The sequence below is a fragment of the Corticicoccus populi genome (assembly GCF_042686195.1).
Taxonomy (GTDB): Bacteria; Bacillota; Bacilli; order Staphylococcales; family Salinicoccaceae; genus Corticicoccus; species Corticicoccus populi.
In genome coordinates, this window is record NZ_JBHUOQ010000001.1 from 1,229,257 (window position 1) to 1,244,349 (window position 15,093).

The 15,093-nt window shown below is 39.6% G+C and carries 12 protein-coding genes; all 12 read right to left on the bottom strand.

Annotated features, from left to right (window positions below; genetic code table 11):
* Positions 1 to 417 precede the first annotated feature (417 nt).
* Positions 418 to 1,446, bottom strand: a complete 1,029-nt coding sequence (locus ACFSX4_RS06155; RefSeq protein ID WP_377772609.1) for a hypothetical protein — start codon at positions 1,444 to 1,446, stop codon at positions 418 to 420.
* A gap of 95 nt (positions 1,447 to 1,541) precedes the next feature.
* Positions 1,542 to 2,888 carry a TrkH family potassium uptake protein gene (locus ACFSX4_RS06160; RefSeq protein WP_377772611.1) on the bottom strand — a complete coding sequence of 449 codons (1,347 nt, stop codon included), beginning with the start codon at positions 2,886 to 2,888 and terminating at the stop codon, positions 1,542 to 1,544.
* Between the two features lie 100 nt (positions 2,889 to 2,988).
* Positions 2,989 to 4,554 (bottom strand): S1C family serine protease, encoded by a 1,566-nt coding sequence (locus ACFSX4_RS06165; protein WP_377772613.1) that lies wholly within the window; start codon positions 4,552 to 4,554, stop codon positions 2,989 to 2,991.
* A gap of 69 nt (positions 4,555 to 4,623) precedes the next feature.
* On the bottom strand, positions 4,624 to 5,406 hold the full coding sequence (locus ACFSX4_RS06170; RefSeq protein ID WP_377772615.1) for a TerC family protein: 783 nt from the start codon (positions 5,404 to 5,406) through the stop codon (positions 4,624 to 4,626).
* 671 nt (positions 5,407 to 6,077) lie between these two features.
* A complete protein-coding gene (locus ACFSX4_RS06175; protein WP_377773461.1) occupies positions 6,078 to 7,124 on the bottom strand; it encodes a galactitol-1-phosphate 5-dehydrogenase in 1,047 nt (348 codons plus the stop codon).
* A 1-nt stretch (position 7,125) separates the two neighbouring features.
* The gene (locus ACFSX4_RS06180) at positions 7,126 to 8,622 is read right to left on the bottom strand and encodes an FGGY-family carbohydrate kinase (protein WP_377772617.1); all 1,497 of its coding nucleotides are present in this window, start codon (positions 8,620 to 8,622) and stop codon (positions 7,126 to 7,128) included.
* A 2-nt stretch (positions 8,623 to 8,624) separates the two neighbouring features.
* Positions 8,625 to 9,458 (bottom strand): class II aldolase, encoded by an 834-nt coding sequence (locus tag ACFSX4_RS06185; protein WP_377772619.1) that lies wholly within the window; start codon positions 9,456 to 9,458, stop codon positions 8,625 to 8,627.
* A gap of 17 nt (positions 9,459 to 9,475) precedes the next feature.
* A complete protein-coding gene (locus ACFSX4_RS06190) occupies positions 9,476 to 10,501 on the bottom strand; it encodes an alcohol dehydrogenase catalytic domain-containing protein (protein WP_377772621.1) in 1,026 nt (341 codons plus the stop codon).
* A gap of 50 nt (positions 10,502 to 10,551) precedes the next feature.
* Positions 10,552 to 11,919 carry a PTS galactitol transporter subunit IIC gene (locus ACFSX4_RS06195; protein WP_377772623.1) on the bottom strand — a complete coding sequence of 456 codons (1,368 nt, stop codon included), beginning with the start codon at positions 11,917 to 11,919 and terminating at the stop codon, positions 10,552 to 10,554.
* 288 nt (positions 11,920 to 12,207) lie between these two features.
* Positions 12,208 to 12,495 (bottom strand): PTS sugar transporter subunit IIB, encoded by a 288-nt coding sequence (locus ACFSX4_RS06200; protein ID WP_377772625.1) that lies wholly within the window; start codon positions 12,493 to 12,495, stop codon positions 12,208 to 12,210.
* A gap of 16 nt (positions 12,496 to 12,511) precedes the next feature.
* Positions 12,512 to 12,976 carry a PTS sugar transporter subunit IIA gene (locus tag ACFSX4_RS06205; protein WP_377772627.1) on the bottom strand — a complete coding sequence of 155 codons (465 nt, stop codon included), beginning with the start codon at positions 12,974 to 12,976 and terminating at the stop codon, positions 12,512 to 12,514.
* Between the two features lies 1 nt (position 12,977).
* The gene (locus tag ACFSX4_RS06210) at positions 12,978 to 15,035 is read right to left on the bottom strand and encodes a BglG family transcription antiterminator (protein ID WP_377772629.1); all 2,058 of its coding nucleotides are present in this window, start codon (positions 15,033 to 15,035) and stop codon (positions 12,978 to 12,980) included.
* Positions 15,036 to 15,093: the final 58 nt, after the last annotated feature.

Genomic DNA, 15,093 nt, shown 5'->3' on the forward strand with positions numbered 1-15,093 from the left:
GCTTTACGTATTTCGGGTGACCTGTAGCGCTCGGCGGCACAGATTACATCATTTAAAGATTCTGTCACGTTTACGGGGTTGAAACGACACAGGTTGTTGAATTCCCAGCAGGCTGTGGCGTTTTCCACTTAAATACGACACAGCTTTACGTATTTCGGGTCACCTGTGGCGCTCGGCGACACAGATTACATCATTTAAAGATTCTGTCGCGTTTACGGAATAAAAACGATACAGATAGACGGATTCTCTGCAAGCTGTGGCGTTACGCCCTAAAATACGACACAGCTTTACGCATTTCGGATCACCTGTAGCGCCGGAACATGTCGTCCTGAGACCCTCTCAACACAAAACCAGGTCCTCCCCCAGAAAATAACCCTGGATTCTCTTTTCGGAGGACCCAGGGTTTTTATTTCATAATTATAAATGATAGTAAATCTGATCTACGAGGTTCAAGTCATCGCTGTTGGCTGCGATTTCCTGATTCATCTGCTTGACTGTGTGTCCGATGTATTCGAATGAAGTCATCCGCCGCTTGAATTCAATATCGATGGACATCACGTAGCCGCTGTGATGGTGGTGATATAAAGGAATATCCCCACCCTTTGGAATCTGGTCTGCCATATGTCTTTCAGAAGTGTCTTTACTGACCACATCGTCATCAACCTCACCGCCGGTAATGACGATGCCGACACCTTCTAAGTCATCGAGGAGTTCTTTTTTGCTGTCATCGTAGTTACTGAGAATCGCAATAACGTAATCTGTTTCCTCATTATCATAAATATATCTGAGCGTCCGTCTGATTGCGGGTGCTATTTTTGATATGTGGACAATCGGTTCTTCTGATGATGAAGCGTTTTTACGGCTCCGGTGATTTAAGTTCAGCTTTTTATACCGGCTTTCAATCATGTTCCAGCTGCTGCCTGCCCCGGTGTACTCGTCCCCGGAATTTTTCGATGCAGCAGTAGAATCGGTCAGCTTTTTATCGCTCGGATAAATACTTTTCACTGCATCCGACACATCGGACGGTCCTGCATATGCACCGAGTACGGCAACTTTCATACCTTTAATGTTCAACATTAAATATGGTTCTCCGAAAAATGGTTCTTTTGTCAACGGGTGAACCAGGTTACAGCTCATAAACGGCGGGATTGAGAAGCCGAGTGCCCGCCTCAACTTGGAAATATTCGATAAATCATTTTTGTTCAACGATGCGAAATCATATTTCATATAATTCATCGCAGTAATACTCGGGTTTCTGACACCGGTACTCTTCTGATCAATTCCGAGCGTACCGCCGAGATCAAATGTCATCAGGTGCTGCCCGTCATCGAGCACTAAATTTCTGTTATACCTCGAAACTCCGGCAAGTGTCGGGCCGGACATTTCGCCGAGACGTCCAGCCATCTGCTGGGTAATCATTAGCTTTACATTAAAAAATTCCTGCATATTTTCGTGCCCCTTCCTAAAAAACTGTACGGGTTTTTATTCCAATTACTTATATCATACCATCTATCGATCTCAATAATCACTTACAAATGATATTACCCGACCATCAAACGTTCTTTAGGAAGCTCATAGGAATATTTATGCTGTCTGCCGCCCATTGACAGCAGGAATGAAATAAAACCAATCTTTCCGATAAACATGAACACAATGATAATCAGCTTGCTGAGGACAGAGAGATCACCCGTGATTCCTGTTGATATACCGGCTGTCCCGAAGGCGCTTGTTATTTCAAAAATTACATCAATGACACTGAATTTAACGCCCTCAATATATACAATCGATACAACACCTGTAAATACCAGGAACAAAGCAAGTGAAATCACGGCGAAGGCTTTCTCAACATCCTCCCTCACGAGCTGCTTATGAAACACGTGAATGGACTGCCGTCCTCTGCTGAATGAGATCACAAAGAGAATTAATATCGCGAACGTTGTTGTTCTGATACCGCCGCCTGCAGATGACGGACTCGCACCGACAAACATCAATGCACTCATCATCAGCTGGGTGGCCTCATTCAACGAATCAATATCCACAGTCGTGAGACCGCCGCTTCTCGTTGTTACTGACAAAAACATTGAATTCATCAGAGCATGGAATACACCCTCTCTGAAATGTTCCTGCCATTCCGAAAGAAATATCATCAGTGTACCTCCGGCAAATAAAATCCCGTACATTGATGTTGCTACCTTAGTATACAAAGAGAACCTGAAATTTTTATGCCGTTTTGAAAAATACGTTTTTACTTCAATCAATACCGGATACCCGATTGAGCCTAGGAAAATCTGCAGCATCACAGGCACCTGCAGCAGGAATTCATGATCATATTGAATCATTGAACTTGAAAATAAATCCATTCCGCCGTTTGTTGTTGCCGACACTGATAAAAAGATGCCGTGCAGCAGTGAATAACTGATGTCACCGCTGTTTGACATGAAGTATATGAAGTAAATCACGGCACCTGCAATCTCCACAATAAAAATCAGAGTGATAATATCGATGACCAGTTTTACGGCACCTGAAAATTTATCCTGATTGTTATCGACCATAATCTGAATCCGTTCTTTAAGGCCGACACGATAGCCGAGCACAATCCAGATAATTGTGCTCATCGTCATAATACCAACACCGCCGATATTCATAATCAGCATTAAAATAATATAACCGCCGAGGTTGTATGTATGTGCAATGTCGACCGGGCTGAGACCTGTTACAGATAAAGCGGAAGAGGCGATGAACAATCTGTTGATAAATGTAGTTTCATTATTATATACAAACGGCAGAGACAACACGGCTGTAGACACAATCAGCGCCACAAGGTAATACAAAAGTATACCGCGCTGCGGTGTCATTCTTTGAAACAGCTTGCGTATTATTTTAACCATATTGCCCATCCCCCTTCCTAAAAATAAAATGAGACCGTCCGTGGTCTGTCAAAAGTGCATTTCTGCACTTTTAAACCCCACCAAACGGCCGTCATTTATTTTATTCGAGCACGACAGTAACTGTCTGCTCCTCACCCTGTCTGTAGAACGTTACGTCCATCTCATCACCGGGTTGTTTTTCATAATATAAATACTGACGGAGTTCCATCATGCTGCCTACTTCATTCCCGTCCAAAGCAACGATTAAATCGAACTGTTCAAGCCCTGCATTAACTGCAGGAGAAGGGTTTTGAATGTTGCTGACGACAACACCCGCACTCACATCTTCAGGTACATTCATCTGATTCACGACAACATCACGTGGAATTGTGTATAAATCCTGTAATGAAACACCTAAAAACGGACGTGTGACTTCCCCGTCTTCTTCAATCTGTGCAGTAATTTTTTCGACTTCATTCGCAGGAATCGCGAAACCGATACCTTCAACGGTCGGCATGCTGATCTTCATCGAGTTAATACCGATTAACTCACCTGATGCATTAATCAATGCTCCGCCTGAGTTACCCGAATTAATCGCAGCATCCGTCTGAATGACATTCGCTTCCCAGTCATAACTGCCGTCACCGTCTAAATCCACAGGTACGGAACGGTCAAGACCTGATACGATTCCTTGAGACACGGATCCTGAGAATGCCTCTCCAAGCGGTGAACCGATTGCGATTGCTTCTTCACCGACTAACAAATCATCGCTGTCACCAAACGGAATTGTGTTTTCAATACTGCCGCGGTCTACTCTGATGACTGCAAGGTCTGTCCAAATATCAGAACCGATGAGTTCTCCAGTGATGGAATCACCGTTTTCCATATTGACCTGCAGCTCCTCGGCACCATCCACCACATGATGGTTCGTCACAATATATGCTGAGTCATCTGTCACTTTATAAATGACTCCGGAACCGACACCTGCTTCTTCAGGTTCTGCTGCCTGATCTTGACTCATACCCGGCATAAATGACTCTGCACGCTGCATATTAATAACTGAAACAACAGATTCACGTGCCGTTTGAATCGCAGCTGTCGTGTCGGAAACCGGACGATCGCCATCTGTCGATTCTTCAAGGTCTGCTCTTGTATCTTCAATGTCCTGTTCAGTTGATGTGTTTTCTGATGCCACATCTGTACTTCCGCTGTCACTGTCATTGAAATAGTTAAACGCGAGTAAAATAATCAGTGCACCAATCATTCCGGCAATGAGCGGAATGATAAATCCTCTGACAGGACCGTTATTTCCACCTTTTTTACGTGACGAACGATTAACCGGCTCCTCTTTACCGCTGTTTTTATTGTCAGAAGCGGCCGCTTCGTTTGTCGCGCCGTATCCACCCACAGCAGACACTTCTTCATCAGTCTCTGACCCGTTATCTTTGTACCCGTAACTGCTGTCAGACTGATTATTTCTGTCTGAAAATCCAGCGCCGCCGGACGCTTCATGCAAAGCCTCATTACGGTCTGTTTCTTTATAGCTGTAGCCGTCATCAGGACCGGTCTCACCGTATTCAATATCATGTGACCGGTTGTCACTGTTCTGGTCACGTTCACTGTCAAAGACCCGTCTTTGTCGTCTGTACTGCTCTCTAGGAATGATGTGTTTATTCTCTTTATCCACTTTTTACTCCCCCGTTTCGAAAGTTCTTTACAGATTATTATATGACGAACACGAAATTTCTTCCAATATTTATACCTCTTCAGCTGTTTTATTTTTACTGCCGAACCAGCCGATTAAAATGACGATCACCATGATACTCCAGAAGATTAATTTCCATGCTGTACTGTGAGGAAATTCATGTGGAATCACGTTAATCTGATCATGAGCAAGTGTCAGCACGGCAAGTTTCACACCCACCCAGCCGACGATAATGAAAGCCGCTACTTCGAGTCCCGGGCGTTTATTCAGTACTTCTACAAACCATGTTGCGAAGAAACGCATGATGATGACACCAATTAATCCACCGATCAGCATTACTGTATACTGACCTGCATTGACACCGAAGAAATCGCCGCCGACTGCAGGAAGTGCAAGTGCAATCGCTGCTGCTGCTAGAATTGAGTCAATCGCAAATGCGATATCTGCAATTTCAACTTTAAGCACTGTAAACCAGAAGCCGCTGCCTTTCTTCTGCTCTTGTTTTTCAAGTTCGGCATCAACATCAGTGCCCCGTGCTTGATTTTTTTCCTTATAAATTTTAACTAAATGCGATATGGAAACATAGAATAGATACAATGCACCAAGCGCCTGCATCCACCACCACTGTACGAGCCACACTAATAATAGTATCGCGATCATACGGAAAACAAATGCACCTAAAAGTCCGTAGAATAATGCCTTTTTCCTCTGTTTCGGTTCTAAGTGTTTTACCATTACTGCAAGTACAACAGCGTTATCTGCAGCAAGAAGTCCTTCAAGTACAATCAGAACTATCAATACCCATGCATATTCCAAGAAAATTGAAAAATCCATAAACATCCGCCTCATTTCTTTACTTTAATTTAATAGCTGTAAACAATAGAGGACAAAAAAGAGACCCATAGCAAAAGTTACGAACCGGGATGATAATTCACATCCATACTTCCAATACTTCAGAAATACTTCAATCACTCAGTTCAATAAATTTTGCCAAAGGTCTCACGTTACACTGTAGTAATAAATAAAACATGATGCTTAATATTTACAGTGCTCATTACACCGGGATTTCTCCGTCATGACGATGTAATGATGAGTATTCAATGCAGCCGGCCGTTATTACCGGTGATGTACACTCATAGTTACTCCCCTTTTTCAAATTACCTGTTACGTCAATCATTTGAAAAGGATCTATTCAATTGTTTCTTTGTTTAACAAGATAACTATAATCTATTATTTTTGAAAAGTAAAGAGAAATTATATTTTAATTTTTAAGAGGCCGGGATATGTGATTAAATCAGTGTGTTTAAGGGGTCCATAACTGCCTCTAAAGACTTTTTGGGGCACATTGAAATTCCTGTTTGAACTGCAGACGACGGTATGGGCTGAGCCAACTTTGCAAAAAACATCAACACAGCTGACAAATCTATTCAATATTTTAGTCCTAAAAAATATCCCCCAGTCGTCACTCTTTTGAGAGTTCGTAATAGGGGAATATTAGTTCAATCTTACTTATCTAACTCAAATAGAACTTTCATTGCTTTTTCTCTGCCAGTTGTTATTTTACGAAAAATTTCAGGTCCTTCTTTTAAGGAAATACAATGAGAAATCATCGGTTGTGTTTTTAATTTCCCTTCTTTCAGGAACTGCAGAGTTGTTGTAAATTCTCTGCCTGGAAATGGAGCTGATACTGCATTCCATGATCCGTGGACTGTTAACTCCTGGCGTACAATTCTTTCGAAGTAGAAACGTTTCAAAGTTATATCACTATAAGGAATGCCGAGGAATAAAACTTCTCCTCCCTTCTTCGGTGCAGCAAATACTTCTTCTGACGTCTGAGCAGAACCCGCTGCTTCAACCGCCAAGTCCACTCCATCAGTTAATTCCATCAGCTTAGAATAAGTAGAAACATTTTTATCAGGCTGTATCACTTCATCCGCACCTAATTCTTTTGCGACTGAAAGTTTTTCTTCATCAATATCAATTGCTATCACTTTTTCTGCACCAAACAATTTGGCCCACTGACAGGCCAGTAATCCGATGGTGCCGCATCCATAAACTGCAACAGTTTTCCCTGGCTGCAGCTGTGTTTTAAATAAGCCATGCAGAACCACAGAGGAAGGCTCTATCAATGCTGCTTCATCAAATGAAACATTATCAGGCAGCTTTAAAAGATTCTCTGCAGGTAGCCTTGTGTATGAAGCAAAACATCCCGGCTCTTTTGCCCCAATTACCAGCAGGTTTTCACATGCTGCAAAATAACCTGCCTTACACGCCTCACATTTCCCGCATTTTAATTGCGGACATACAGCAACCCGGTCACCCTTTTTAACATTTGTCACATTACTTCCTGTTTCTTCAACCACTCCTGAACATTCATGACCGAATATGTTCCCCGGCGTCAAGGGACCAAGTTTCTTATATCTTGATAAGTCAGAGCCGCATATCCCCGAATATTTCACTTTGATAATCACATCATCTGCATTTTCCAACTTTGGTTTTTCTTTTTCTTCATAACGTAAATCCTCAATGCCGTAAAAAGCTAAAGATTCCACTTTAATCACCTTGACCTTCCAAGCTGCTTTTTAATTTATAAACAGGTAAATAGAAATCATGATAAAAATTCTGAAGACTTTCCATACTCTTTTTCTTTGACGTGTATACTGTTACAGATGGTTCCTTAAATGAATTAATCAGTCCTTCTTTATAAGCACTAAGCATTGCTGCACCTTTAGCTACCGCTTCTTCTTCATCGTAAGCAATGATTTCAGCCTGAAGAATATCAGCTTTCAGCTGCAGCCAAAGTGAATTTTTAACCGCCGGTCCGATGACTTTTATTCTGTTAATTTCTGAGCCGAGGTACTGCTCATACACTTCCTTTAACTGTTTTAATTCAAAGGATAACCCCGCAACCATCGACAGCAGAAGATCATTATCTGTCGACTGGTCTGTAAGACCATATATCATCACTTTGGAAGATGTACTTCGAATCGGTGGTCCGCTACCTCTTAAATGAGGAATAAAGACAGGCATTCTCTTCACCATTTCATTGATGCTGTTCTCATATTCCTGGTACAACATTTCACATTGTACCGCTACCTCTCCAAGACTTTTATTTAATAGATTCGATATCCAGCTGAAACTCTGTCCCGCTGTCGGCATAGAACCATATATACTGTATGTCGATTCCATCACATAGCATCCATTCGAAATTAAAAATTCCCTGAAAATATCGCTTAAGTTGGGCTTTTCATCTATAAGAAGCAAACCTTCTGTTGTACCAGTAGAGTTTAATATTTCTGTTTTCTGCTTTAATCCTGTGCTTACAGAGCCTGCCATGTGATCATGTCCGGAGATAGAAACGCTGATACCTTCTTTGATACCTGTAACATCTGAAATATCTTTTCTGACACCAGCAATTTTCATTCCTGATTCCACAACTTTTGGGAAACTAGTGATATCCAAATTAAAAGCGGCAATGATTGAGTCATTCCATTCTTTTTTCGTAATATCATATAACATTGTTCTGGAGGCCAAACTCCAGTCTGTCGCAGAAACACCCGTCAGACGCGAAACAATAAATCCAGACATACATGTCCATGTATGCAGTCTCCTAAATCCTTCTTCATGTCGTTTAATCCAAAGTAACTTAGTTAAGCTGTGGTTGGAGTGAGAATTAATACCTGTTATTTCATACAATGTTTTATCTCCAAGACAATCTTCAACCTCTTCTGCCTCGGTTTTTGTTCTTGGATCAAACCATGCAATTGTGGGCGGGATCACTCTTTCTTTATCATCCTGCAGCACAATTGTCTGTCCAAAACTTGATACAGTAATATGTTTAATCTCTTCAGAATCCTCTACAATATCAGCCAGCTTTTTCAGTGCCAACATAAGTTTTTCCCATAAATCCTCTGAATCCAAATTTGTTTCTGTTCCGTTTACTATTTGAGGGGTTTTAAACTTCACTACTTCCGTCAACTGAAAATCCGGAAGCTGATAAAGGCACACTTTTGTATTGGTCGTACCTGCATCAATACTGATAATGTACATTTCTAACTGTTCAACGCCTTAAATTTAGCTGCTGCAGTTTCCCTCACAGCACTTTGTGCCTCCAGTAATACAGAAATCAGATTATACTCATTTGGATTTTTTTCATAACGTTTTCCAACAGCCGTAATAAATGCTTTTCTCAAATCACTGGCAAGATTCACTTTTCTAACACCATAATTTTTTAACTGTGCCAGAGATTCATCGGGAATACCTGAACCACCGTGAATCACGAGCGGCACTGAAACCATTTGTTTAATTTCATTAAGCAGTTCAAAATCTAAATCCGGAGCCTGGTCAATTCCATGAATGTTTCCAATAGAAACAGCCAGTAAGTCAATGCCGGTACGATCCACAAAATCTTTACATAAAGATGCATCTGTCCGGTCAGCTGTTTCCGCTTCATGATCATCTTCTTTCCCGCTCAATTCACCTAATTCTGCTTCTACAAGTACGCCTCTCTCATGGCAGTATTCCACTACTTCTCTTGTCAATTTAATATTCTCTTCGTAATCCAGTGTAGAAGCGTCAATCATCACGGAAGCAAAACCAGCATCTACTGCTTTCTTCACATCTTCAAAACTCATCCCGTGATCTAAATGAAGAGTGACAGGGACCGAAACTTTATCTGCTGCTTTTTTCACAATTTCTGCGATATAATCATAACCGGATAATTTCACATTAGTCGGAGCAATTTGAACCATAACCGGACACCCGGTTTCTTCTGCTGCTTCAACGATTGCAATAGTCATCTCCAAGTTAGTTGTATTCATTGCCGGTGCGACATAACCGCCTTCCTCCAGCACTGTTAAAAAATCATCCATTGCTTGATAAGCCATATACATTTTCCTTTCTATTAATTTTTTAATACAATCTTTAAAACATTTTCATTTTTTTTCTGTGTTAATTGAATTGCTTCGCCTAAATCAGATAATGGCATTTCATGAGTAATGAGTACTTCTGTATTAATCACTCCATTTTGTATTGCAAGAAGTGCTTCTTCAAACTCATACGGCGATACACTATATGTGCCGACTATTGATTTTTCATCATGAAAAAACATGCCTGCATCAATTGTTACATCCGGATTAATCGTAAATGGTGAAAAACAGACTACAGTTCCTCCCCTTTTTAATACATTCATTGCTTCAGGAAGCAGTGCCGAGACACCTGCAGCAATAATTACGATATCAAAGCCCGGATGCCCATTTTCCTGTATATAATCTCTCAGATTATTTTCTGCCGTATTAATTATTGTATCTGCACCAAATGCATGTGCATTATTTAAGCGGTGATCTGATACATCTGTAATCACTACTTCCTTCACTAACTGCTTTTTTAACAACTGTGCGTGAATTAAACCAATTGGTCCCGCACCCATTATCAGCACTCTGTCTCCAGGATGAATATTTACTGCCTTTTGTCCATGAATACAACATGCAACTGGCTCAGCAAGAGATGCTTCAGAATAGCTCAATTCTTCAGGGATTTTATACAGTAAATGTCTCACATGTTCTACAGGGATCTTTATATATTCCGAGAATCCTCCTGGATGAATATTTGTCTTTTTGAATTCAGGACACAATGTGTAATGACCTCTTGAACACTGATCGCATGTGAAACATGGTACGTGAATTCCGCCTGTTACTCTGTCACCGATACTGAAACTGGAAACATTCTTTCCAGTTTCAACTACTTCTCCGGCGAACTCATGTCCGAGTACCGTACCTTTCGAGACAGACTCCTCCAGCACCTTATGAATATCTGTACCGCACAGACCGCAGGCCTTCAATTTGATTAATATTTCATTATCATTTATTACCGGCTTCTGTACTTCTTCAAATCGGATATCATCTTTTCCATAAAAAACGGAAGCTTTCATCTTTAAAATCTCCTTTTTTATTTCATCAACATCGATATCTTTCTAATACCTTATTCTTTCAACTGACCGTTTTCATCAAAATCTCTTCTGCTGAGTCTATAGATATACCAGACGATAATTAATACAACCGGTATAATTGCAACAGCAATCCAATTCCCCTGTGCGAGCATAACCAGCCAGTAACGTACCGGGTTACCTCCATCCAGGAAGCTGTTTATCATAGATGTTGCACCTTCCGGGAATTCATACTGAATACTTTCTGCGACATTAGTGACAAGCGGTGCTAAATTAGATGCCAAATATAATGAAACGATAATCATCGGAATTCCAATTATTGCAGATCGTATGATATTTTTATTCGTAGCAACAAGAACCATTGCCAGAGGAACAACAATAAACGGCAGATCTCCAAGCGGCATAATGATTACTCCCGGCAGAACTACCGCAAGCAGAATCGTAACTGGAACAAGAAGCAGCGCTGTAGAAACAACTGCAGGGTTACCAATGATTACAGCTATATCAAGACCAATATTTAGATCTTTACGGTCAGGGAACCTTTTCTGGAGAAAGCTACGTATAGCATCTGATAAAGGAATTAAACCTTCCATGAGAATTTTTACCATTCTCGGCATAATAAACATTACTGCACCAAGTGAAATACCGAGTTCTATAATATTTCTAATTTCAAACCTGGCAATAATACCGATAATTACACCTAGTATTACACCAATCATCATCGGTTCTCCCAATACACCGAAACGTTTTTTAATTGATTCGGGATCGGCATTCAGTTTGTTCAGCCCCGGAATTAAATTGATAATTTTATCTCCTAAAATTCCAACCGGGAAATAAATCACTGATGAAAGTGTTGGGAGAGATATACCAGGAAGCCCCATTCTTTTGTGAATATACGGTGCTGACCAGTCAGCGAGTTTGAAAGTAATGATTGTAGCAATTGCTGCACCAATCAGACCGAAAAAGAAGTTTCCTGTAGCGATATAAACCAGAGAACCTGCAAATGCAAAGTGCCAATAGTTCCATAAATCCACGTCTACTGTCTTTGTCCATTTAAACACCAACATAACGATATTGATTATAATCGTTAAAATAATAACAACTGGTGCAATGGGCGAAGCAAATGCAATAGCTGCAAGCGGCGGCCAGCCGGTATCCATAACCGGAAGGTTAACACCTGAGTTATCTATCATCGCTTCAATTGCAGGACCGAGACTTCCCGTCAATAAATCGAGTACCAGGAATATTCCTACAAAACCAAATCCAATAGTTAAAGCCGATTTTAATGCCTTACTCAGGCTGACACGAAAAGCAACAGCCATAATAAATATAATAATCGGCAGCATTACCTCGGGTCCGAAACTAAGAATATACTGAAAAGCATCTACTATTACGTCTCCCATTATGTTCATCTCCTTATTACAAAATTTTTTTATTATTCAATTTTATAATTCAATAAAATACATTAATTACTTTTATTGGAAATTAAAATTACATAAAATCTATGGATGAGGAAGTACGAACTTCTTTAAATTCAGATAATCGATTTCGATTATGGAATATGTTCCGCTTCTTCATCTGCGTATTTAGAATATTAAAGAGTATGTCCAACAGTCGTAATGCCTATTTCTAAACCTTCACACAAGTCATTTGCTAATTGGTTTTCACACATTCATCCATAGATTATATTTTTATTCCGAATCTCTTAAGATGGCAACAATCTGTTCCAATACTTCCTCTTCACCTATACCGGTCAAAATTGGCAGTGCATTTACAACCGGAGTATTATACCCGCTGCCGACATCTGAAGTCACTACAAATAAATCAACAACGCCATCCAATCCTGAAAGTTCCCCGACCGTGCCCTGACGCGCATTAACATCAACGCCCTTTTCTCTGCAGTACTCTTCTACTTTCTCTGCCACCACTGTTGATGTTGCGATACCACTTGAACATGCAAAAATAATTTGTTTTGTCATTTTAAGTTCCCCCATTTTATTCTGATTTTAAATTTTTTTGTAAATAATTGTGAAGCTCTTTTTGAGACATGTCTGTCATTTTCTTTAGTACACCTTCTTCTTTGATGAGATCCATAATCTGACGAAGAATATTTAGGTGCTTTGTGCTTTTTGAAAGACCTAACAGAAAAATCACTTTCACCTCGATTGTCTCTTTTGCATTAATCATGTTATGAAACAATACAGGGTCTTTTAACACCGCTACCCCCAAAGAGTCATGATTGACAAATTCCGGTTCTGTGTGCGGAATTGCAATACCAAAGTCATACGCTTCAATTCCTGTCGGTGCTTTTTCCTCCCTGTTTAAAATGCTTTCGAAATATCCCTCTTTCACATTTCCATGCTTCTCAAAAGACTGTGACATCAGGCGTAAAGCCTCTTCTTTGTCCGATGCTTCCAGATTAGTAAACACCGCATCCTCTGATATCATTATTTTATTCACACTAGCTCACCTCTTCTACAAAATCACTGATTATTTTCTCTATTTCTTCCACAGTATCTGCCAACTTTATTTGGTTTATCTTATCTTCATTCTCTGCAAGCCTTCTTAATTGGAGCAGTGAATTAATGTGTTTCTCTTTATCCTCTGCAGCAATAAAACAAATCAAATTCATGTGCTGCCCATTTGGGAATTTTACGCCTTGCTTAATGTTCAGCATACTCATTCCAACACTCATTACTCCGTCACTCGGTTTTGCGTGCGGAATCGCAATTCGATTGGCAAGCATGATATAATTTGAATTTCTTCTACAGTTGTCAATGACTGCATCTACATAAAACTTATTAATCTGTTCATTAGATAGTAAAGGCTGTGCAGAATAACGCACTGCTTCTTCCCAGTCTGAAACTTCATTTACTGTCTGAATGGTATCAGCATTAAGAAAATCAGCCAGTCCCATTTCTTTGCTGTATAATTTTTTTTGAACTTCTGATGTACTTTGCCCGAGTAAATATTTATTTAAATCATCAATCAATTTAAATCTGTTTTTTATTTCTGTATGCTCTTCAATAATATTTAGAACCGCATCCATATCAATATTCGAAAATGAAAATCCATATAATTCTGTATATACTCTCGACTGCAGTTTTCTAATAGTCATCTCACTCATAATAGGTTCAACAAGAAATTGTTTAACATCTGTATCCAGTTTATCTGTTGTAAAGACAATATCGACTTCTCCCTCATAATTTGAGAACTCACGAATCGACATTGGCTTTAAAAACAATAATTCTTTAAAAGTAGATGTCAAAGTCACATGTATCATTGCAGACACTGAGTGTCCATTTGGGCAAACAACAGCTGCTAAGATTTTTTTATTAAAATCAATACCATGCTGCCTGAGCCACCCGCCTATAATGATGGTGATATAAATCAATTCACTTTCCGGCACCTTTTTCTCTAAAGCGTTTTCAATTGGATCAATAATCAGCTTTATTACCCGGTGGAGATTCACTAAGTTTTGATCAAACTTCAATGATAATGATGAATTATCAATCAAATCATATTTAATTCTGTAGTATGCAGGTTTCATATGAACATATAATTTCTCTGTCAAAAGTTCTTTTTGAGGAATATCAATCACACTCACCCGCTCAAACTGATCCAGCATTTCCTTTAGAGCGGTCTTAATTGTATTCATTGATTCTCCTGTGTAATAATTGCTCGTAGAGAATACATTCATAATCATGATTAGTAATGTGACGTAATGCATTTCACTTTCTTTAATAAATTTGAACTCATGAAATACTTTTTTCACAGTATAGAATTCTTTTGTATCTGCTAAATCAAATTTTCTCATTTCATTATCTTCCACCGTTTTCTTTTGACGTACACGATTCTGCCATACTGCTAAACAATAGGCTATCGTCGAAATCATATTGTCAGAAAACGTGGATCCAAGTGTGTTTTCACACTGCTCAAGCTTACGGTAGAAATCTTTCAAATCTTCAGCACTAATACTTCCGTATTTTTCAAGTAAACCCCTGTCTTTTCTGTTCTTCACATACTTTTGAATGATATCAAATAAAAGCTTTCTTTTTTCATACTCCTCTCCCAAAAACTGATATCCTTCAGTCCTCGAATAATGAAGTTCCATTCGATAAGGCTCAAGCTTTTCTTTAGCCTGCTTAATCACCTTTGTAACAGTGTTCCTGCTGATATCAAGGATTTCTGTAAAATGCGTCAGGGATAAATCACTCGAACGATTTAAAATGATAATCAGCAGAAGGTCAACTCTTTCTTCTTCAGACAGAACATAGTCATAACCGTTCTTTGCAGCAAGAAACAATTCTATAATCTTTCCCGGAATAATAAACTGTCCTTTAGGAGTACGCTCAATCTGCACCCGATGAATGTCCATTAAATAGTTATTGATTTTATCGAGACTGTATGTAATCTGTCTCTGGTTAATATCCATTCTGGACTCAAGTGACTTCAATGTTGCATTAGGGTCGTTTATTAATTCCTGTAACAGCTGGTTACTTCTTTCATCAATATGCATTTATTGTTCGCCTCCTGATACCTTTATATTAAGTTGGCCGGTCTTCAAAGTAAATTCT

What these genes read in the sequence shown, in the direction of transcription:
- ACFSX4_RS06155 (WP_377772609.1), bottom strand. Translation starts at nt 1,446, where the DNA reads ATGCAGGAATTTTTTAATGTAAAGCTAATGATTACCCAGCAGATGGCT.
- ACFSX4_RS06160 (WP_377772611.1), bottom strand. Translation starts at nt 2,888, where the DNA reads ATGGTTAAAATAATACGCAAGCTGTTTCAAAGAATGACACCGCAGCGC.
- ACFSX4_RS06170 (WP_377772615.1), bottom strand. Translation starts at nt 5,406, where the DNA reads ATGGATTTTTCAATTTTCTTGGAATATGCATGGGTATTGATAGTTCTG.
- ACFSX4_RS06180 (WP_377772617.1), bottom strand. Translation starts at nt 8,622, where the DNA reads ATGTACATTATCAGTATTGATGCAGGTACGACCAATACAAAAGTGTGC.
- ACFSX4_RS06185 (WP_377772619.1), bottom strand. Translation starts at nt 9,458, where the DNA reads ATGGCTTATCAAGCAATGGATGATTTTTTAACAGTGCTGGAGGAAGGC.
- ACFSX4_RS06190 (WP_377772621.1), bottom strand. Translation starts at nt 10,501, where the DNA reads ATGAAAGCTTCCGTTTTTTATGGAAAAGATGATATCCGATTTGAAGAA.
- ACFSX4_RS06195 (WP_377772623.1), bottom strand. Translation starts at nt 11,919, where the DNA reads ATGGGAGACGTAATAGTAGATGCTTTTCAGTATATTCTTAGTTTCGGA.
- ACFSX4_RS06200 (WP_377772625.1), bottom strand. Translation starts at nt 12,495, where the DNA reads ATGACAAAACAAATTATTTTTGCATGTTCAAGTGGTATCGCAACATCA.
- ACFSX4_RS06210 (WP_377772629.1), bottom strand. Translation starts at nt 15,035, where the DNA reads ATGCATATTGATGAAAGAAGTAACCAGCTGTTACAGGAATTAATAAAC.